Origin of the sequence: Aeromonas sp. A04 (assembly GCF_047780465.1) — a bacterium.
Classification (GTDB): Bacteria; Pseudomonadota; Gammaproteobacteria; order Enterobacterales; family Aeromonadaceae; genus Aeromonas; species Aeromonas bestiarum.
Genome location: NZ_JBLNHP010000001.1, coordinates 1,352,614 through 1,372,354, shown reverse-complemented (window position 1 = coordinate 1,372,354; position 19,741 = coordinate 1,352,614). Strand labels below are relative to the sequence as shown.

At 59.8% G+C, this 19,741-nt stretch carries 17 protein-coding genes; 16 read left to right on the top strand and 1 reads right to left on the bottom strand.

What is annotated here, in order from left to right:
* Positions 1–47: 47 nt before the first annotated feature.
* The gene (map, locus tag ACM3N8_RS06165; protein ID WP_042867193.1) at positions 48–836 is read right to left on the bottom strand and encodes a type I methionyl aminopeptidase; all 789 of its coding nucleotides are present in this window, start codon (positions 834–836) and stop codon (positions 48–50) included.
* 362 nt (positions 837–1,198) lie between these two features.
* Between map and rpsB the strand changes: the two genes are divergently transcribed.
* From rpsB to dnaE, 16 genes are all read left to right on the top strand, one after another.
* Positions 1,199–1,927, top strand: a complete 729-nt coding sequence (gene rpsB / locus ACM3N8_RS06160; protein ID WP_042867194.1) for a 30S ribosomal protein S2 — start codon at positions 1,199–1,201, stop codon at positions 1,925–1,927.
* Positions 1,928–2,031: 104 nt separating this feature from the next.
* Positions 2,032–2,913 (top strand): translation elongation factor Ts, encoded by an 882-nt coding sequence (gene tsf / locus ACM3N8_RS06155; RefSeq protein ID WP_042038148.1) that lies wholly within the window; start codon positions 2,032–2,034, stop codon positions 2,911–2,913.
* Between the two features lie 71 nt (positions 2,914–2,984).
* Entirely contained in the window at positions 2,985–3,719 is a 735-nt protein-coding gene (gene pyrH, locus ACM3N8_RS06150; RefSeq protein ID WP_042038153.1) for a UMP kinase, read from the top strand.
* Positions 3,720–3,821: 102 nt separating this feature from the next.
* On the top strand, positions 3,822–4,379 hold the full coding sequence (gene frr / locus ACM3N8_RS06145) for a ribosome recycling factor (RefSeq protein ID WP_043134480.1): 558 nt from the start codon (positions 3,822–3,824) through the stop codon (positions 4,377–4,379).
* A gap of 72 nt (positions 4,380–4,451) precedes the next feature.
* Positions 4,452–5,228: a polyprenyl diphosphate synthase gene (gene uppS, locus ACM3N8_RS06140; RefSeq protein WP_043134482.1), complete on the top strand. Its 777-nt coding sequence runs from the start codon at positions 4,452–4,454 to the stop codon at positions 5,226–5,228.
* 26 nt (positions 5,229–5,254) lie between these two features.
* Entirely contained in the window at positions 5,255–6,112 is an 858-nt protein-coding gene (locus ACM3N8_RS06135) for a phosphatidate cytidylyltransferase (RefSeq protein ID WP_043134484.1), read from the top strand.
* Between the two features lie 133 nt (positions 6,113–6,245).
* A complete protein-coding gene (ispC, locus tag ACM3N8_RS06130) occupies positions 6,246–7,439 on the top strand; it encodes a 1-deoxy-D-xylulose-5-phosphate reductoisomerase (protein ID WP_241324388.1) in 1,194 nt (397 codons plus the stop codon).
* A gap of 171 nt (positions 7,440–7,610) precedes the next feature.
* Positions 7,611–8,963 (top strand): sigma E protease regulator RseP, encoded by a 1,353-nt coding sequence (rseP, locus tag ACM3N8_RS06125; RefSeq protein WP_241279209.1) that lies wholly within the window; start codon positions 7,611–7,613, stop codon positions 8,961–8,963.
* A 34-nt stretch (positions 8,964–8,997) separates the two neighbouring features.
* Positions 8,998–11,421, top strand: coding sequence for an outer membrane protein assembly factor BamA (gene bamA, locus ACM3N8_RS06120; protein ID WP_043134488.1), 2,424 nt, complete (start codon positions 8,998–9,000; stop codon positions 11,419–11,421).
* Between the two features lie 148 nt (positions 11,422–11,569).
* Entirely contained in the window at positions 11,570–12,082 is a 513-nt protein-coding gene (locus ACM3N8_RS06115; protein ID WP_042867201.1) for an OmpH family outer membrane protein, read from the top strand.
* A gap of 3 nt (positions 12,083–12,085) precedes the next feature.
* Positions 12,086–13,105 carry a UDP-3-O-(3-hydroxymyristoyl)glucosamine N-acyltransferase gene (lpxD, locus tag ACM3N8_RS06110; RefSeq protein ID WP_290017329.1) on the top strand — a complete coding sequence of 340 codons (1,020 nt, stop codon included), beginning with the start codon at positions 12,086–12,088 and terminating at the stop codon, positions 13,103–13,105.
* A 24-nt stretch (positions 13,106–13,129) separates the two neighbouring features.
* Positions 13,130–13,591, top strand: a complete 462-nt coding sequence (gene fabZ, locus ACM3N8_RS06105; RefSeq protein ID WP_042038166.1) for a 3-hydroxyacyl-ACP dehydratase FabZ — start codon at positions 13,130–13,132, stop codon at positions 13,589–13,591.
* A gap of 5 nt (positions 13,592–13,596) precedes the next feature.
* Entirely contained in the window at positions 13,597–14,388 is a 792-nt protein-coding gene (lpxA, locus tag ACM3N8_RS06100; protein ID WP_290017328.1) for an acyl-ACP--UDP-N-acetylglucosamine O-acyltransferase, read from the top strand.
* Positions 14,381–15,520 carry a lipid-A-disaccharide synthase gene (lpxB, locus tag ACM3N8_RS06095; protein ID WP_241279212.1) on the top strand — a complete coding sequence of 380 codons (1,140 nt, stop codon included), beginning with the start codon at positions 14,381–14,383 and terminating at the stop codon, positions 15,518–15,520. Before lpxA ends, lpxB begins: the two co-directional genes overlap by 8 nt.
* An 81-nt stretch (positions 15,521–15,601) precedes the next feature.
* Positions 15,602–16,192: a ribonuclease HII gene (gene rnhB, locus ACM3N8_RS06090; RefSeq protein WP_290017326.1), complete on the top strand. Its 591-nt coding sequence runs from the start codon at positions 15,602–15,604 to the stop codon at positions 16,190–16,192.
* Between the two features lie 62 nt (positions 16,193–16,254).
* Positions 16,255–19,734, top strand: a complete 3,480-nt coding sequence (dnaE, locus tag ACM3N8_RS06085) for a DNA polymerase III subunit alpha (protein ID WP_290017325.1) — start codon at positions 16,255–16,257, stop codon at positions 19,732–19,734.
* Positions 19,735–19,741: the final 7 nt, after the last annotated feature.

The following is a 19,741-nucleotide window of genomic DNA, read 5'->3' as shown; positions in this document are numbered from 1 at the left end:
GTCTGGCCGGATAAAGATCAACCCCGGCGTGTGGCCGGGGCTGAATGTCAAACGTGGCGGATAACGCGGTCGATGGTGTCATCGGGGCGCAGGGTGAGCACCTCGCAGCCATCCTCGGTCACCAGCAGGGTGTGTTCCCACTGGGCTGAGTCGCCGCCATCCTTGGTGGTCACGGTCCAGCCGTCTTTCGGATTGATGCGGCAGTGATACTTCTTGCTGTTGACCATGGGCTCTATGGTGAAGCACATGCCCGGCTTGAGCTCCTGCTTGCCGCCGTTGCGGTAGTGCAGGATCTGCGGTTCTTCGTGGAATTCGCTGCCGATGCCGTGGCCACAGTAGTCGCGCACCACCGAGAAGCCGGCCTTCTCGACGATGGGCTGGATCAGGGCGCCAATCTCTGTGATGCACATGCCTGGGCGCACCTGCTTGATGGCGGCGTACAGGCTCTCCTGGGCGACCTTGCACAGCTGGCGACGCAGCGGTGTGGTCTCACCCACGATGAACATGGCGGAGGTGTCGCCGTGGTAGCCATCCTTGATGACTGTGATGTCCAGGTTGATGATGTCCCCTTCCCGCAATTTCTTGTGGTTGGGGATGCCGTGACAGATGACGTCGTTCACCGAGGTGCAGATGGACTTGGGGAAGCCGTGGTAGTTGAGCGGGGCCGGGATCGCCTGCTGCACGTCGACGATATAGTCGTGGCACAGGGTGTTCAGCTCGTCTGTGGTGACGCCTGCCTTGACGTGGGGGGCTATCATGATCAGCACATCGGCGGCCAGCTGGCCGGCAACGCGCATCTTTTCAATCTCTTCCGGTGTCTTGATTTTAATGGACATGGGATCTCTCTTGGGGCCTGACTGCGCATCCTGTCGATGCCCAACAATCAGGTAATGAAAAATAGATGCGTTTGCAATCAGGCCAAAATTTTATCCCCAACCCCCGTTTACTTCCAGTGTGATTGTCATCACAACGTCAAATCCTCTGCCCTGCATCCACTACAGGGATCCATTTTTAGCACCCCGGCCGGTGGTGTCCTGACCAAAGTTATGGTATAAAGCGCGCCGGAATGGGGAACTTGCGTCCGCATTTCATCACCCTTACTCAATAACACACACACATCGACACCTGTACCGGGGTGCCCCTTTGGGGTCGGTTACATGGGATGTGTGGAGGCCTAACCCCAATACAGAGGTATAAAATGGCTAAAGTTTCTATGCGCGACATGCTGCAAGCCGGCGTTCACTTCGGTCACCAGACTCGTTACTGGAACCCGAAAATGAAGTCCTACATCTTCGGTGCCCGCAGCAAGGTTCACATCATCAACTTGGAAAAAACCGTTCCGATGTTTGACGATGCCATGAACTTCATCAGCTCCGTAGCTGCCAAGAAAGGCAAGGTACTGTTCGTAGGTACCAAGCGTGCCGCGTCTGAAGCCGTAAAAGATGCCGCTGATCGTTGCGACCAGTTCTATGTCAACCACCGCTGGTTGGGTGGCATGCTGACCAACTGGAAAACCGTTCGTCAGTCCATCAAGCGCCTGAAAGATCTGGAAACCCAGAGCCAGGACGGTACCTTCGAAAAGCTGACCAAGAAAGAGGCGCTGATGCGTACTCGCGAAATGGACAAGCTGGAGAAGAGCCTGGGTGGTATCAAGAACATGGGCGGCCTGCCTGACGTGCTGTTCGTTGTCGATGCCGACCACGAGCACATCGCTATCAAAGAAGCCAACAACCTGGGTATCCCGGTAGTTTCCATCGTTGATACCAACTCCAACCCGGACGGCGTTGATTACGTCATCCCGGGTAACGACGATGCTATCCGTGCCGTACAGCTGTATCTGAATGCTGCTGCTGACACCGTACTGGAAGCTCGCGCTCAGGACATCGTTGTTCAAGCCGAACAAGATGGCTTCGTTGAAGCTGAGTAATTGATAAGGACTGAAAAGCCCTTATTAACCAAGCTGATGTAATTGGTTAGCAGGGGCCCTTGTGGCCCCTGTTTCTTGTCAATTCAAGACCGAGGATACTGGACATGGCTAACGTTACTGCCGCCCTGGTAAAAGAACTGCGCGAGCGCACCGCCGCTGGCATGATGGATTGCAAAAAAGCACTGGAAGAAGCTGCTGGTGATATCGAGCTGGCAATCGAGAACATGCGCAAATCCGGTCAGGCCAAAGCCGCCAAGAAAGCAGGCCGTATCGCTGCTGAAGGCGTGATTTTCGCCCGTACCGAAGGCAACATTGCTGCCATGATCGAGCTGAACAGCGAAACCGACTTCGTCGCCAAAGATGCCAGCTTCATGGCAATGGGCCAGAAGATCGCCGATATCGCCGCGACCCAGAAAATTGCTGACGTCGACGCCCTGAAAGCGACCGATTTCGGCAACGGTGAGTCCATCGAGCTGACCATCACCAACCTGATCGCCAAGATCGGTGAGAACATGAACCTGCGTCGCGTGATGCTGGTTGAAGGTGACAACCTGGGCACCTACGTTCACGGCTCCCGCATTGGTGTTATCACCAAGCTGACCGGTGGTTCCGCCGAGCTGGCCAAAGATCTGGCCATGCACGTTGCAGCCAACAGCCCGCAATTCGTCAAGCCTGAAGACGTGTCTGCTGAAGTCGTTGCCAAAGAGCGCGAAATTCAGATCGACATCGCCATCAACTCCGGCAAGCCGAAAGAGATCGCCGAAAAGATGGTTGAAGGCCGCATGAAGAAGTTCACCGGTGAGGTTTCCCTGACTGGTCAGCCGTTCGTGAAGGATCCTTCCATGACGGTTGCCGAGCTGCTGAAGAAAGAAGGCGCTGACGTTGTCTCCTTCACCCGTTTCGAAGTGGGCGAAGGCATCGAGAAGCAAGAGACCGATTTCGCTGCTGAAGTGGCAGCCCAAATCGCGGCCGCTCAGAAGGCCTAACCGAACCGGTTTTTCCGTTTCCCCAGACCGCGACTTATGTCGCGGTCTTTATATGACCAGGAATCAGTGACATGAGTACCAATCCCAAGCCTGCATACAGACGTGTTCTTCTGAAGTTGAGTGGTGAAGCCCTGCAAGGATCCGAGGGTTTTGGCATTGATCCGGCGGTGCTGGAGCGGATGGCCCAAGAGATCAAGGAACTGGTTGAGCTGGGTGTTCAGGTCGGTCTGGTCATCGGTGGCGGCAACCTGTTCCGTGGTGCCGGTCTTGCCAAAGCGGGCATGAACCGCGTGGTGGGCGACCACATGGGTATGCTGGCCACCGTGATGAACGGTCTGGCCATGCGTGATGCCCTGCATCGTGCTTATGTGAATGCCCGTCTGATGTCTGCCATCTCCCTGCAGGGCGTCTGCGATTCCTATAGCTGGGCCGAGGCCATCAGCCAGTTGCGCGCCGGCAAGGTAGTGATCTTCTCTGCCGGTACCGGCAACCCCTTCTTTACCACCGACTCCGCGGCCTGCCTGCGCGGGATCGAGATCGAAGCCGACGTGGTGCTGAAAGCCACCAAGGTCGATGGCGTATTCACGGATGATCCGGTCAAGAACCCGGATGCCGTGCTGTACCATGAATTGAGTTATGATGAAGTTCTTGAAAAAGAACTCAAAGTGATGGATCTTGCTGCTTTTACTCTGGCCCGTGACCATGATCTGCCGATCCGCGTGTTCAACATGAACAAACCGGGTGCGCTGCGTCGGGTTATCATGGGTGAGCCGGAAGGCACCCTGATCCACCACATCGGCAAGTAAGACAAGAGATCAGGCTGGAAGGCGCTCTTATTCATTACGCCAGCAAATAAATATGATAGACACGAGCCGCGTGGCGGCTCGTTCGCCAAAAGGAAAACCACTGTGATCAACGAGATTAAAAACGACGCCAAGGACCGCATGGCCAAGAGCGTAGAGTCGCTCAAGACCCAGATGTCCAAGATCCGTACCGGCCGCGCTCACCCGAGCCTGCTCGACGGTATCCAGGTTGAGTATTACGGTGCTGCCACTCCTCTGAAACAGTTGGCCAACGTGGTGGCAGAAGATGCTCGTACCCTGTCCATCTCCATTTTTGACCGCTCCATGATCCAGGCGGTAGAAAAGGCAATCCTGACCTCGGATCTGGGCCTGAACCCGTCCAGCAACGGCCAGACCCTGCGCGTGCCGCTGCCGCCGCTGACCGAAGAGCGTCGCCGCGATCTGACCAAGATCGTCCGTGCCGAAGCCGAAGGTGCCCGTGTGGCCGTGCGCAACATCCGTCGCGATGCCAACGCCGACTTCAAAGCGCTGCTCAAGGACAAAGAGATCTCCGAAGACGACGACCGTCGTGCCCAGGAAGAGATCCAGAAACTCACCGATGCCTTCATCAAGCTGGTGGATGACGCCCTGGCCGCGAAGGAAAAGGAGCTAATGGAAATCTAAGCCTCTGACAGGTATATTACGAGCGCCGTGTAGTGCCCCTGCACGGCGCTTTTGTCTTTGTGGGAGAAATGAATGTCGCTTTTGGCAGCGTTAGGTGATTGTGCCAACTCGTCCTTGCCTCGTCATGTGGCCATCATCATGGATGGCAACGGACGCTGGGCTCAGAACCGTGGCAAGATGCGGGTCTATGGTCACAAGGCGGGCGTGAAGTCCGTTCGTGAGGCGGTGACCTTTGCCGCGCGCGCCAAGATAGAGGCGTTGACCCTGTTTGCCTTCTCCAGTGAGAACTGGCGGCGGCCGGAAGGGGAGGTCAGTGCCCTGATGGAGCTGTTCCTGACCGTGCTGGGCCGTGAGGTCAAGAAACTGCACAGCAACGGGATCCGGCTCAAGGTGATCGGTGATACCGCCCGCTTCAGCGACCGCTTGCAGGCCAAGATCGCCAAGGCCGAGGCCCTGACTGCCGACAACCAGGGGCTGACCCTCAATATTGCCGCCAATTATGGTGGCCAGTGGGATATCGCCCAGGCGGCCCGTAAACTGGCCCGTGCCGTGGCGGCGGGCGAGCTGGACGCCGATGCCATCGATGAATCCCTGCTGGCCGGGCAAGTCTGCATGGCCGACCTGCCCCCCGTGGATCTGTTGATCCGGACCGGTGGCGATCATCGCATCAGCAATTTTGTGTTATGGCAGCTCGCCTATGCCGAGCTCTATTTTACCCCGGTATTGTGGCCCGATTTCAACGAGGCCGAGTTCAGTGAGGCCGTTGCCTCTTTCGTTGCCCGCGAGCGTCGCTTCGGGTGTACGGGTGAACAGATACGGGAATTGATCGCCGAGCATCAGACCGGCTAAACCCCCTCCCAAGAGAGAGGTTTCTTTTGCTAAAACAACGAATTATTACCGCATTGCTACTGGTTCCCCTGGTGTTGGGGGCGTTATTTTTTCTGCCGTTGAAATTCTTTGCCCTGTTGGCAGCCCTGGTGTTTCTGTTGGCCAGCCGCGAGTGGAGCGGCTTCGTCTCTGCCCAGCCGCAGCAATGGCTGCCGCTGGTGTTCTGTCTGTTGCTCGGTGCCAGCCTGTTCTGGCTGCCGGTCGAGCAGCTGTGGACCCCGCACTTGCATCCGCTGGTGATGGGCGTGCTCTGGACCGCGGTCAGCTGGTGGCTGCTGGGGCTGCTGCTGGTATTGCGTTATCCCCAGAGTGCCAAGCTGTGGAAAGAGTCCATCTGGCTCAAATCCCTGTTCGGTCTGGTGACCCTGGTGCCCTTCTTCTGGTCCCTGGTGGCCATCCGTGGTTACAACTTCTATCACGACCCCATGATGGGGGCCTGGATCCTGTTGTTCGTCATGGGGCTGGTCTGGGCGGCAGATTCTGGCGCGTACTTTTTCGGCAAGGCCTTTGGCAAACACAAGCTGGCACCGGCCGTCAGCCCCGGCAAAACCATCGAAGGCATGGTTGGCGGCCTGTTTACCGCCAGCCTGCTGGCCGTTGCCGTGACCTGGTTCATGGGCTTCGTGCCCGCCAAGATGGCCATAGTGCTGTTCTGCTCCCTGCTGGCTGTGCTGGCGTCCGTGCTCGGCGATCTGACCGAGAGCATGTTCAAGCGGGAGGCGGGCATCAAGGATTCCGGCACCCTGCTGCCCGGTCATGGCGGTATTCTCGACCGGATCGACAGCCTGACCGCCGCCCTGCCGGTATTCCTGCTCAGCTATCTGTTGCTCAGCCAGGAATTCTGATGCCTCGCATCGCTGATGATCCCGGGAACATCCGGCTCCGTCAGTCTGTTACTCGTTCAGGAGTCTTGATGGATAGTCTGATGATCTTGAAGGCTTTCGGCTCCATTCATTCGTTAGCAAGTCGGGAGTGTTGATGCATAACCTGGTGATCCTGGGAGCTTCCGGCTCCATCGGTCAGAGCACCCTCAAGGTACTGCGGCAGAATCCGGGCCGTTGGCAAGTTCTGGCGCTGACGGCGGCCCGCAGCGTGGACGCCATGCTGCGCGATTGTCTCGAATTCTCCCCCCGCTTCGCCGTCATGGTGGATGAAGATGCGGCCGCCATGCTGGCAGGCCGGCTCAAGAGCCATGGCAGCGTGACCCGGGTACTGTCCGGTCAGGCCGCCCTGTGCGAGGTGGCAGCCCATCCCGATGTTCACAGCGTGATGGCTGCCATCGTCGGTGCTGCGGGCCTGGCGCCCACCATGGCAGCGGTGCGCGCCGGCAAGCGCATCCTGCTGGCCAACAAGGAGGCGCTGGTGATGTCCGGCGCTTTCTTCATGGAGGCGGTGCGCGAGCATGGCGCCGAGCTGCTGCCCATCGACAGCGAGCACAACGCGATTTTCCAGTGCCTGCCCGAAGCCATTCAGCGTCAGCCCGGTTTCTGCGATCTGGCGGGAGCGGGCATCAGCAAGATACTGCTGACCGGCTCCGGCGGCCCGTTCCGCTACACCGACATTCAGGAACTGGCGCGGGTCACGCCGGCCCAGGCCATCGCCCACCCGAACTGGTCCATGGGGGCCAAGATCTCGGTGGACTCCGCCACCATGATCAACAAGGGGCTGGAGTACATAGAGGCGCGCTGGCTGTTCAATGCGGCGCCCGAGCAGATCCAGGTGGTGATCCATCCCCAGTCCGTCATCCACTCCATGGTGCAGTACAAGGACGGCTCAGTGCTGGCCCAGCTTGGCAACCCGGACATGTGCACCCCCATAGCCCATGCCCTGGCCTATCCGGCTCGTGTTGAGTCTGGGGTGGAACCTTTGGATTTCTTCAGTGTCGGAGAATTCAGCTTTATCCGGCCCGATTATGAGCGTTATCCCTGCCTGGCGCTGGCCATGAGTGCCTGCCAGCAGGGGCAGGCGGCGACCACGGCGCTCAATGCCGCCAATGAAGAGGCCGTTGCGGCTTTCCTTGCAGAGCGGATCGGTTTTATGGATATTGCCAGAGTCAATGAGGCCATCATGGCGGCGCTGGGCAGTTCCGCCGTGGGCTCACTGGATGATTTGATTGCGCTGGATGGTGCGGCCCGTGCCCGTGCTCACAATTTGATTGAGGAGCTTAGCTGATGAGTGGTATTTCGTGGCATTGTGCTGCCTTCATCCTTGCCTTCGGGTATCGGACCATGCATGAAATCGAGGTGGCTGACTGATGAGTGCTGTGCTGTGGAATGACAAACATGCCTTGCTGACTGCCCCCTTCAGTTGTTCGAATGGGTATGATATCGAGGTGATCGGCTGATGGGCGGCGTGTTGTGGAACATAGGTGCCTTTATCGTCGCCCTCGGGCTGCTGGTGGCGGTGCATGAATTCGGCCACTTCTGGGTGGCCCGTCGCTGTGGCGTCAAGGTCGAGCGTTTCTCCATCGGTTTTGGCAAGGCCATCTGGCGCCGGGTCGGCAAGGATGGCACCGAGTATGTGCTGGCGCTGATCCCGCTCGGCGGCTACGTCAAGATGCTGGATGGCCGGGTCGATGAGCTCAAACCCGGTGATGAGCAGCATGCCTTCAACCACAAGAGTGTCTGGGCACGCATGGCCATAGTGGCGGCGGGCCCCATGGCGAACTTCGTGTTTGCCCTGTTTGCCCTCTGGCTGATGTTCATGATCGGTGTTCCTGCCGTCAAACCCGTGGTCGGGGAGGTGCGTCCCGCCTCCATAGTGGCGGCGGCAGGGATCGAACCCGGCATGGAGATTGTCGGTGTCGGCGACAAGGCGACCGGTGACTGGGAGAGCGTGACCTATGCCCTCATCAGCCACCTGGGCGATGATGCCGTGCAGCTCAAGCTGAAGCCAGCCAACACCAGCTATGCGGTGGACAAGACTCTGCAGCTTGCCGGCTGGCAGTTCGATCCGGACAAGGAGTCACCCATCGGCAGCCTGGGGATAGTGCCCCTCGGCGGCAAGGTGCTGCCCGTGGTCGAGGCCATAGTGCCCAAGAGTGCCAGCGAGAAGGCCGGCATTCTGGTCGGTGATCGCATCAAGCGGGTGGGCGAGCAGGAGGTCACCGAGTGGGCCCAGTTCGTGCTCCTGGTGCAGCAGTCTCCGGAGCAGCCACTGCAGCTGGTGGTGGAGCGGGCGGGCAGCGAACTGACCCTGACCCTGACCCCGGATGTGAAAAAAGTGCGGGGCCAGCTGGTCGGTTTTGTCGGCCTGTCACCGCAACTGGTTCCATTACCGGATGAGTATCGAATTCTGTTACAGTATGGGCCTTTGCAAGCCCTGTGGCAGGGAGCCCAGAAGACCTGGAGCCTGACCACACTGACCTTTGACATGATTGGCAAGCTGATTGGTGGCATCGTCTCGCTGGATAATCTGAGCGGCCCCATCTCCATTGCCAAGGGCGCAGGCAGCAGTGCCGATTACGGTCTGGTCTATTTCCTCGGCTTTCTGGCGCTGATCAGCGTCAACCTGGGGATCATCAACCTGTTTCCCCTGCCGGTGCTGGATGGTGGCCATCTGGTCTACTTCCTCATCGAGGCGGTCACCGGCAAGCCGGTATCAGAAAAAATTCAGGAAGTGGGTTTCAGGATCGGCGCCGCCATTCTGATGTTACTGATGGGCATTGCGCTGTTTAATGATTTCGCTCGCCTCTGAGGCCAGAGCATCAACAAGGACACATAAGAACAAAATGGCTGTTAAAAAAGCATTGGTGTTGAGTTGCCTGCTGGGTGCCAGTTTCCTGGCCCAGGCGGCCCCTGCCTCTTTTGTGGTGCAAGATATCCAGGTCGACGGCTTGCAGCGAGTGACGCTGGGTGCCGCCCTGTTGAACCTGCCGATCCGGGTTGGCGATACCGTCGATTCCGTGACCCTGGCCAACGCCATCAAGAAGCTCTACTCCTCCGGCAACTTCGAGGACGTGAAGGTTTACCGTGACGGTCAGGTGCTGCAAGTGGCGGTCAAGGAGCGGCCGACCATCTCCAGCATCGAGTTTTCAGGCAACAAGGATATCAAGGAAGAGCAGCTGACCCAGAGCCTGGAGTCCTCGGGCATCCGGGTGGGTGATCCCCTGGATCGCACCGTACTGAGCTCCCTCGAGAAGGGTCTGGAAGATTTCTACTACGGCGTGGGCAAATACTCCGCCAGGGTCAAGGCCATCGTCACCCCGCTGCCGCGCAACCGGGTCGACCTCAAGTTCACCTTCGTGGAAGGGGAAGCGGCCAAGATCCAGCAGATCAACATAGTCGGCAACAACGTCTTCCCGGAAGAGAAACTGCTGGCCCAGCTCTCCCTCAAGGACGATGTGCCCTGGTGGAACTTCACCGGCGATCAGCGTTACCAGAAGCAGAAACTGGCCGGTGACATCGAGACCCTGCGCTCCTACTACATGGACCGCGGCTACATCCGTTTCGCCCAGGAGTCGACCCAGGTCTCCATGACCCCGGACAAGAAGGGCGTCTACGTGACCCTGAACGTCAAGGAAGGGGATCAGTACAAGGTCTCCGGCGTTCAGCTCAAGGGCGACATGATAGATCGTGGCGGCGAGATGAAGGGCCTGATCCCCATCGAAGCCGGCAGCATCTACTCCGCCAGCCAGGTCACCCATACCGAAGAGGTGCTCTCCAAGTTCCTCGGCCGTTACGGCTACGCCTACCCGAAAGTGGTCACCTTCCCCCAGGTCAATGACAAGACCAAGGAAGTGGAGCTGATCGTCAACATAGAGCCGGGTCCCCGTGTCTATGTGCGCAACATCAACTTCAGCGGCAACGTCACCACCAAGGATGAAGTGCTGCGTCGCGAGATGCGTCAGATGGAAGGCACCTGGCTCTCCTCCGACAGCGTCGAGCAGTCCAAGACCCGTCTCAACCGCCTCGGCTTCTTCGAAACCGCGGAAGTGGACACCAAACGGGTGCCGGGCAGCGATGACCAGGTCGATCTCGACTTCAAGGTCAAGGAGCAGCCAGCGGGCTCCATCAACGCCGGCGTGGGCTATGGTACCGAATCGGGCCTGAGCCTGCAGGCGGGCCTGCAGCAGGACAACTTCATGGGGACCGGCAAGAAGATCGGCATCTCCGCCAGCACCAACAAGTACTCCAAGAGCGTCGACCTCAGCTACAACGATCCCTACTTCACCGTGGACGGAGTCAGCCTGGGTGGTCGTCTCTACTACAACCAGTTCAGTGCGGCCGACGCCAACATAGTCGACTACGAGAACACCACAGTCGGCTTCCGCCTCTCCAGTGGTTTCCCGGTCAACGAGAACAACCGCCTCGACTTCAGCCTCGGCCTTGAGAACAACAAGCTGTCCCAGCCCAACCCCTATCTGCAGGTGGATGAGTTCTGGAAGGTGTACAGCAAGAACAAGGATGGCGACAACCGCATGGTGTTCAACACCGTCGACGTCACCGCCGGCTGGACCCGTTCCACCCTCAACAAGGGCATGTTCCCGACCGCGGGTGACCGCCAGCGTGTGAACGCCAAGGTGACAGTGCCGGGCATGGATCTGCAGTATTTCAAGCTGAACGCCGAAGACGCGCACTACTTCCCGTTCGATGCGGATCACAAATGGGTACTGATGGCCAAGGCTCGCGCCTCCTACGGCAACGGTTACGGCAGCAACGGCAACTATGACCACGTACTGCCGTTCTTCGAGAACTACTTCGCCGGTGGTTTCGATACCCTGCGCGGCTTCAAGAGCAATACCGTGGGTCCGAAGGCGCTCTACTACTACAACCTGAGCGGCAACGACGTCATCCAGGGCACCGACAGCTCTGTGGGCGGCAACGCCCTGGCGGTGGCATCCCTCGAGATGATAGTGCCGACGCCGTTCGCGTCAGAGACCTATCAGCCCCAGCTGCGTACCAGCTTCTTCATCGACGCAGGTTCGGTATGGGATACCACCTTCGACTATGCCCAGTACCAGAACCGCTGCTTCAGTGGTTGCAACTATCTGAGCGACTATTCGGATCCGACCAACTACCGCGCCTCGGCCGGTCTGTCGCTGCAATGGCTCTCCCCCATGGGACCCCTGGTGTTCGCGATTGCCCGTCCGCTCAAGCAGTACGAGGGCGATCGCACCGAGTTCTTCTCATTCAACATCGGCCGCACCTTCTAAGGACGGACGCACCCCCACCCAGGCGGTGGGGGTATTCAATGATGGGACGCGCAGCTTGCGTGCCTCACCAGGTAACAAGTCGGTCCGGGTACCACTTGCATAATCAGGTAAATCAGGTAGCCCTCACATGAGGGAACAAGGAGTAAGTGTGAATAAAGCGTTGAAAGTAGCTGGTTTGAGTTTTGCACTGATGGCTGCCGGCATGGGCTCCGCCTTGGCCGAGACCAAGATCGCCGTGGTCGACATGGGCGAAGTATTCCAAAAGCTGCCCCAGCGTGAAGCAGTCTCCAAGAAGCTGAAAGGTGAATTCGAGCCGCGCATGCGTGAGCTGCAGAAGCTGGAATCCGACGGTCAGGCGCTGGTCGAGAAGTTCAAGAAGGACGAAGCCTTCATGAGCGCCGAGCAGAAGAAGCAGAACCAGGAGAAACTGGCCAAGCTGCAGATGGAGTTCAACCAGAAGCGTCAGGCGTTCGAACAGGACAACGGTCGCCGTCAGTCCGAAGAGCGCGGCAAGATCCTGACCAAGGTACAGGCTGCCATCGATTCCATCGCCAAGAGCAATGGTTATGATCTGGTGCTGGAGCGCAATGCCGCCCCGTATGCCGCCAGCAAGCTGGACATCTCTGCCCAGGTTATTTCTCAGGTAAGCAAGAGCAACTAATTGATGGCATTCACTCTCGCACAGCTGGCCCAGCAACTGGGGGCCCAGGTCCATGGCGACGGAACCCTGGAAATCCGCAAGGTAGCGACACTGGAAAAGGCCGGGAAGGGGGATATCACCTTCCTGTCCAATAAAAAGTACCGGCATTATCTGGAGCAGAGCGAGGCCACGGCCGTGCTCATTACAGAAGCGGATTTGCCTTTTTGTCCCACCAATGCCCTGGTGATCAAAGACCCCTATGTGGGGTTTGCCCGTGTAGCCCAACTGCTGGACACCACGCCGCAACCGGCCACGGATATACATCCGAGCGCCGTCATCGCGGCCGACGTGCAACTGGGCGAGAGAGTGGCCATCGGGGCCAATGCGGTGATCGAATCCGGCGTTGTGCTGGGGGATGACGTGCGCATAGGTCCAGGCTGTTTTGTTGGCAAGAATACCCGACTGGGAGCTCGCTCCCGGTTGTGGGCCAACGTCACCCTGTATCATAACATCACCATGGGCACCGACTGTCTGGTTCAAGCCGGCACAGTGATCGGCGCCGATGGGTTCGGTTATGCCAATGAGCGTGGCGAGTGGATCAAGATCCCCCAGCTCGGTGGCGTGACCATAGGCAACCGGGTCGAGATCGGAGCCTGCACCACCATAGACCGGGGTGCGCTGGAAGATACCCGCATTGCGGATAACGTCATCATCGACAACCAGTGCCAGATCGCCCACAACGTCGAGATCGGTTACGGCACCGCCGTGGCGGGCTCCACCGTGATGGCTGGTAGTCTCAAGGTCGGCAAATACTGTATCATTGGCGGCGCCTCCGTCTTTAACGGGCACATGGAGATCTGCGATCAGGCCACCATTACCGGCATGGCCATGGTGATGCGACCCATTACCGAGCCCGGTGTCTACTCTTCCGGCATCCCCCTGCAAACCAATAAAGAGTGGCGCAAGACCGCCGCCCGGGTGATGCGTATCGAAGAGATGCACAAGCGGTTGAGCAAGCTTGAGAAGAAGCTGGATCAAGAATAATCACGATTGGTATAGGGTACTGTTTTGACTACTGAAAAGAAGAGCCTGGGTATCCAGGAAATCATGGATCTGCTGCCCCACCGTTATCCCTTCCTGATGGTGGACAAGGTGGAAAGCTACGAGATCAGCGACGAGCGCAAGACCCTGCGCGCCATCAAGAACGTCTCGTTCAACGAGCCGATCTTCCAGGGGCACTTCCCGGCCAAGCCGGTGTTCCCTGGCGTACTGATCCTGGAAGCCATGGCGCAGGCCACCGGTATCCTGGCGTTCACCATGGTGGGCAAGCCGTCCCCCAACGAACTCTACTACTTTGCCTCAATCGATAACGCTCGTTTCAAGCGTCCGGTCGGCCCTGGCGATCAGCTGGTGCTCGACGTGGTGTTCCTGAAAGAGCGTCGCGGTATCGCCAAGTTCACCGGTGTCGCCACCGTCGATGGTGAAGTGGTCTGTACCGCCGAGCTGATGTGCGCCAAACGCGAGGTTTAATACACGTGATCGACCAGACTGCCATCATTCACGATACCGCCATCGTCCATGAGTCTGCCGTGATCGGTAAAGGGGCTGAAATCGGCCCCTTTTCTGTCATCGGCGCCGAGGTTGAAATCGGCGAGAACACCTGGATAGGCTCCCATGTGGTGATCAAGGGCCCGACCAAGATAGGTCGCGGCAACAAGATCTTCCAGCACACCTCCATAGGTGAGGATTGTCAGGACAAGAAGTACGCCGGCGAGCGCACCTTCCTCGAGATTGGCGACAACAACGTCTTTCGCGAGAACTGCACAGTGCACCGCGGCACCATCCAGGATCAGTCCCTGACCAAGGTGGGCAGCGGCAACTTGTTCATGGTCAACGTGCACGTGGCCCATGACTGCATCATCGGTGACAACTGCATCTTCGCCAACAACGCGACCCTGGCGGGCCACGTGGTGATCGGCGATTTCGTGATCTTTGGCGGTCTCTCCGCGATCCACCAGTTTGGTCGGGTCGGCTCCCACGCCTTCGTCGGTGGCTGCGCCGCCCTGAACAAGGACGTGCCGCCCTACGTGATGGCGGCCGGCAACTACGCCAAGCCGTTCGGGGTCAACTCCGAAGGCCTGCGTCGTCGCGGCTACACGCCCGAAGCCATCTCGGCCGTCAAGCGTGCCTACAAGGAGATCTTCCGCTCCGGCAAGACCATCGAAGAGGTATTGCCCGTGCTGATCGAGATGGCGGCCAGCGAACCGGCCGTTCAGCTCTACGTGGATTTCCTCAAGGACAACGAGCGCGGGATCATCCGTGCCTGATCCCGTTCGCATCGGTATCGTCGCCGGAGAGACCTCCGGCGACATCCTGGCCGCCGGGCTGGTGCGTGAACTGCAGCGCCGCTATCCGGATGCGCAGTTTGAAGGGATCGCCGGGCCGCGGATGCAGGCCCTGGGCGTCAAGGCTCTGTTCGAGATGGAAGAGCTTTCCGTCATGGGGATCACAGAGGTGCTTGGCCGTCTGCCCCGCATCCTCAAGGTCCGCCGCGAACTGCTGCGCCATTTTATCGCCAATCCGCCCGACATCTTCGTCGGGGTGGATGCACCGGATTTCAATATCGGGGTGGAGCTGAAACTGCGCCGCGCCGGTATCAAGACGGTTCACTACGTCAGCCCCTCGGTCTGGGCCTGGCGTCAGAACCGCATTCACAAGATCAAGGCCGCCACCGACATGGTGCTCGCCTTCCTGCCGTTTGAGAAAGCCTTCTACGACCGTTTTGACGCCCCCTGCCGCTTTGTCGGCCACACCATGGCGGACGATATTCCGCTGGTGCCGGATCAGGCCGCGGTGCGCCAGGCGCTGGGCATTGACCCGGGCCGGCGCTGGCTGGCGGTGCTGCCGGGCAGTCGCAGCGCCGAGGTGGGCTTCATGTCACCGGTATTTCTCGAGGCCTGCAAGCGGCTGACCGTGCGTTACCCGGATCTCGGCTTCATAGTGCCGCTGGTCAACGACAAACGGCGCGAGCAGTTCATGGCCATCAAGGCCGAGCTGGCGCCGGATCTCGACATGGTACTGCTGGAGGGGCAGGGGCGCGAGGCGATGATCGCCGCCGATGCCGTGCTGCTCGCCTCCGGTACCGCCGCGCTGGAAGCCATGCTGGTGAAAAAGCCCATGGTGGTGGGTTACAAGCTCAAACCCTTCAGCTACTGGCTGGCCCAGCGGCTGGTGAAGACCGCCTATGTGTCCCTGCCCAACCTGCTGGCCGACCAGATGCTGGTGCCCGAGCTTATCCAGCACGAGTGCACCCCGGACAATCTGGTGGAAGAGGTCAGCAAGCTGCTGGAACACGACAACCGCGAGCTCATCGCCACCTTCACCCGGCTGCACCAGCGAATTCGCTGCAACGCCGATGTGCAGGCCGCCGATGCGGTGGCCGACCTGCTCGGCAGATAATATTTCCGGGCGGCCGATTGGGCTGTGCTAATCGACCCCATGTCAGGCCCTGCGGGGCCTGTTTTGATTCAAGGCTGCAAGATGATGATCGATATTCCCGAAGACAGGCTGGTTGCCGGTGTGGACGAGGTGGGGCGTGGCCCTCTGGTGGGTGACGTGGTCACGGCCGCCGTGATCCTGGATCCCGCCAACCCCATTGTCGGGCTGGCAGACTCCAAGAAGCTCTCCGAGAAGAAACGGCTGGCGCTGTTTGACGAGATCAAGGCCAAGGCGCTGGCCTGGGCCATCGGTCGCGCCACGCCCGAGGAGATAGACGAGCTCAACATACTGCACGCCACCATGCTGGCGATGCAGCGCGCCGTGGCAGGGCTGACGGTGACGCCAGATCTGGTCTTTATCGACGGCAACCGCTGCCCAAGCTTGCCGATGGAGGCGCGCGCCGTGGTCAAGGGGGACAGCCTGGTGGCCGCCATCAGCGCCGCCTCGATTCTGGCCAAGGTGACCCGCGACGCCGAGATGACCGAGCTGGACAGCCGTCATCCCGAGTATGGTTTCGCCCGCCACAAGGGCTATCCGACCCCTGAGCACCTTGCCATCCTGGCCGAGCGCGGCCCCTTGCCCGAGTATCGGCGGAGTTTCAAACCGGTGCGCCGTGCACTGGGGATCGAGTAAACCATGCAGAGCTGCCGGCATCACGACATGCACGCCACTCTGTGCAACGAGAGGGTATAACGATGGCTGAACCCCGTTTTATCCACCTGCGGGTCCACTCCGACTTCTCCATGGTCGATGGCCTGCAGAAGATTGCCCCCATAGTCGGGGCGGCAGCGGCCAACAACATGCCGGCGCTGGCGCTGACCGACCAGATGAACATGTGCGGCCTGGTGCGCTTCTATGGCGCCGCCCACGGCAAGGGCATCAAGCCCATCGTCGGGGCCGACTTCTGGGTGCAGAGCGAGGAGCTGGGTGACGAGCAGTTCCGCCTCACTCTGCTGGCCATGGACAACGACGGCTACCAGAACATCACGCTGCTCATCTCCCGCGGCTATCAGCGCGGCCACGTGCAGGGGCGTCCCGTCATCGACCGGGCCTGGCTTGCCGATCACGCCAAGGGCGTGATAGTGCTCTCGGGCGGGCGCGAGGGGGATGTGGGCAAGTTCCTGCTCAAGGGCAACCGGCAGATGACGGAGTCGTGCCTCGCCTTCTACCGGACCCACTTCCCCGACGCCTACTACCTGGATCTGCTGCGCACCGGTCGACCCGACGAAGAGGTCTATCTGCACATGGCGGTGGCCATCGCCACCGAGTTCGAGCTGCCGGTGGTAGCCACCAACGAGGTGGTGTTCCTCAACGCCGAAGACTTCGACGCCCACGAGATCCGGGTTGCCATCCACGATGGCTACACCCTGATGGACAAGCGTCGCCCGCGCCGTTACAGCCCGCAGCAGTACCTGCGCAGCCAGGAGGAGATGGCCGAGCTGTTCGCCGACATCCCGGAGGCGCTGGAGAACACGGTGGAGATCGCCAAGCGCTGCAACGTGACTGTGCGCCTCGGCGAATACTTCCTGCCGAACTTCCCGACCGGCGACATGACCACCGAAGACTTCCTGGTAATGAAGTCCAAGGAGGGGCTGGAGGACAGGCTCGCCTTCCTGTTCCCTGATCCCGAGGTTCGCGTCGCCAAGCGCGGCGAGTACGACGAGCGCCTCGACATAGAGCTCAAGGTGATCAACCAGATGGGCTTCCCGGGTTACTTCCTCATAGTGATGGAGTTTATCCAGTGGTCCAAGGACAACGGCATCCCCGTCGGGCCGGGCCGGGGCTCGGGTGCAGGCTCGCTCGTGGCCTATGCCCTCAAGATCACCGATCTCGATCCGCTGGAATTTGACCTGCTGTTCGAACGCTTCCTCAACCCCGAGCGGGTCTCCATGCCCGACTTCGACGTCGACTTCTGCATGGACAGACGGGACGAGGTGATCGAGCACGTTTCCGAGATGTATGGCCGGGATGCGGTGTCGCAGATCATCACTTTCGGCAGCATGGCGGCCAAGGCGGTGGTGCGGGACGTGGGCCGGGTGCTGGGCCACGCCTATGGCTTCGTCGATCGCATCTCCAAGCTGATACCGCCGGATCCGGGCATGACGCTGGCCAAGGCGTTCGAGGCCGAGCCCAAGCTGCCCGAGCTCTACGAGCAGGACGAGGAGGTCAAGGACCTCATCGACATGGCGCGCCGGCTGGAAGGGGTGGTGCGCAACGCCGGCAAACACGCCGGTGGCGTGGTGATAGCGCCCACCAAGATCACCGATTTTGCGCCGCTCTATTGCGATGACTCCGGCAATCACCCTGTCACCCAGTTCGACAAGAACGACGTGGAATACGCCGGCCTGGTGAAGTTCGACTTCCTGGGGCTGCGTACCCTGACCATCATCGACTGGGCGCTCGGCATGATAAACCCGCGCCTTGCCAAAGAGGGCAAGCCGCCGGTCGACATCGCCGCCATCCCGATCCACGACAAGAAGTCGTTCGACCTGCTGCAGCGGTTCGAGACCACGGCGGTATTCCAGCTCGAATCCCGCGGCATGAAGGACCTCATCAAACGGCTGCAGCCTGACTGTTTCGAAGACATGATAGCCCTGGTGGCGCTGTTCCGGCCGGGCCCGCTCCAGTCGGGCATGGTGGACAACTTCATCGAGCGCAAGCACGGCAAGGAGGCCATCTCCTACCCGGACGAGAAGTGGCAGCACGAGAGCCTCAAGCCAATCCTTGAGCCCACCTACGGCATCATCCTCTATCAGGAGCAGGTGATGCAGATAGCCCAGGTGCTGGCGGGCTATACCCTCGGTGGGGCGGACATGCTGCGCCGGGCCATGGGCAAGAAGAACCCGGCCGAGATGGCCAAGCAGCGCTCCGGCTTCGAGGACGGCGCCGTCAAGAACGGCGTCGACGGCGAACTGGCGGTGAAGATCTTCGATCTGGTGGAGAAGTTTGCGGGCTACGGCTTCAACAAATCCCACTCCGCCGCCTATGCGCTGGTCTCCTACCAGACGCTCTGGCTCAAGACCCACTTCCCGGCCGAGTTCATGGCGGCGGTCATGACCGCCGACATGGACAACACCGACAAGATAGTGACCCTGGTGGACGAGTGCCAGCGGATGGGGCTCACAGTGATACCGCCGGATGTGAATACCGGTCGTTACCGCTTCAGCGTCAACGAAGATGGCCACATCGTCTACGGTATCGGGGCCGTAAAGGGGGTGGGGGAAGGCCCCATCGACGCCATTCTCAGCGCCCGGGATCAGGACGGGCCCTTCCGCGATCTGTTCGACTTCTGCAACCGGGTCGACATCAAGAAGATCAACAAGCGGGTGATGGAAAAGCTCGTTCTCTCCGGCGCCATGGACAGACTCGGCCCGCACCGCGCCGCCCTGATGGCGACCCTGGAAGAGGCGATGCGCGCCGCCGAGCAGCATGCCAAGGCGCAGGCGGTAGGCCAGGTCGACATGTTTGGTGTCTTGACCCAGGAGATTGACGACGTCAAGAAAGCGTTCGCCAACGTGCCGCACTGGCCTGACAAGATCTGGCTGGAAGGGGAGCGCGAGACGCTCGGCCTGTACCTGACCGGCCACCCCATCAACCAGTACAGCGGCGAATTGCGTCGCTACACCTCGGGTCGCCTGTGCGATCTGCACCCCACCTCCCGCGATACCGTCACCACGGCGGCGGGGCTGGTGATCGCGGCCCGCAGCATGGTGACCAAGCGTGGCAACAAGATGGGGATCTTCACCCTGGACGACAGATCCGGCCGTCTGGACGTGACCTTGTTCAGTGAGGCGCTGGAAAAATATGAAGAATTGATGCAAAAAGACCGTATTTTGGTGGTTTCTGGACAGGTCAGCTTTGATGACTTCTCCGGTGGCCTTAAAATGTCGGCCCGTGAATTACTGGATATCAACGATGCGAGGGAGCGTTTTGCCAGGGCAATCCGCATCTCCCTCGATGAACAGCGGATTGATGATCGTTTTTTCCCGCGTTTGTGCGAGATTTTGGAACCCGCCCGTGCCGGAGTCTGTCCGGTTCAGGTAAACTATCGTCGCCCCGGCTCCCGGGTGCGATTGACGCTCGGTACCGAGTGGCGGGTGACGCCCACCGATCAACTGATAGATGACTTGCGAGTCCTGCTTGGACGAGAGCGGGTTGAATTGGTTTTTGATTAGAGGATCT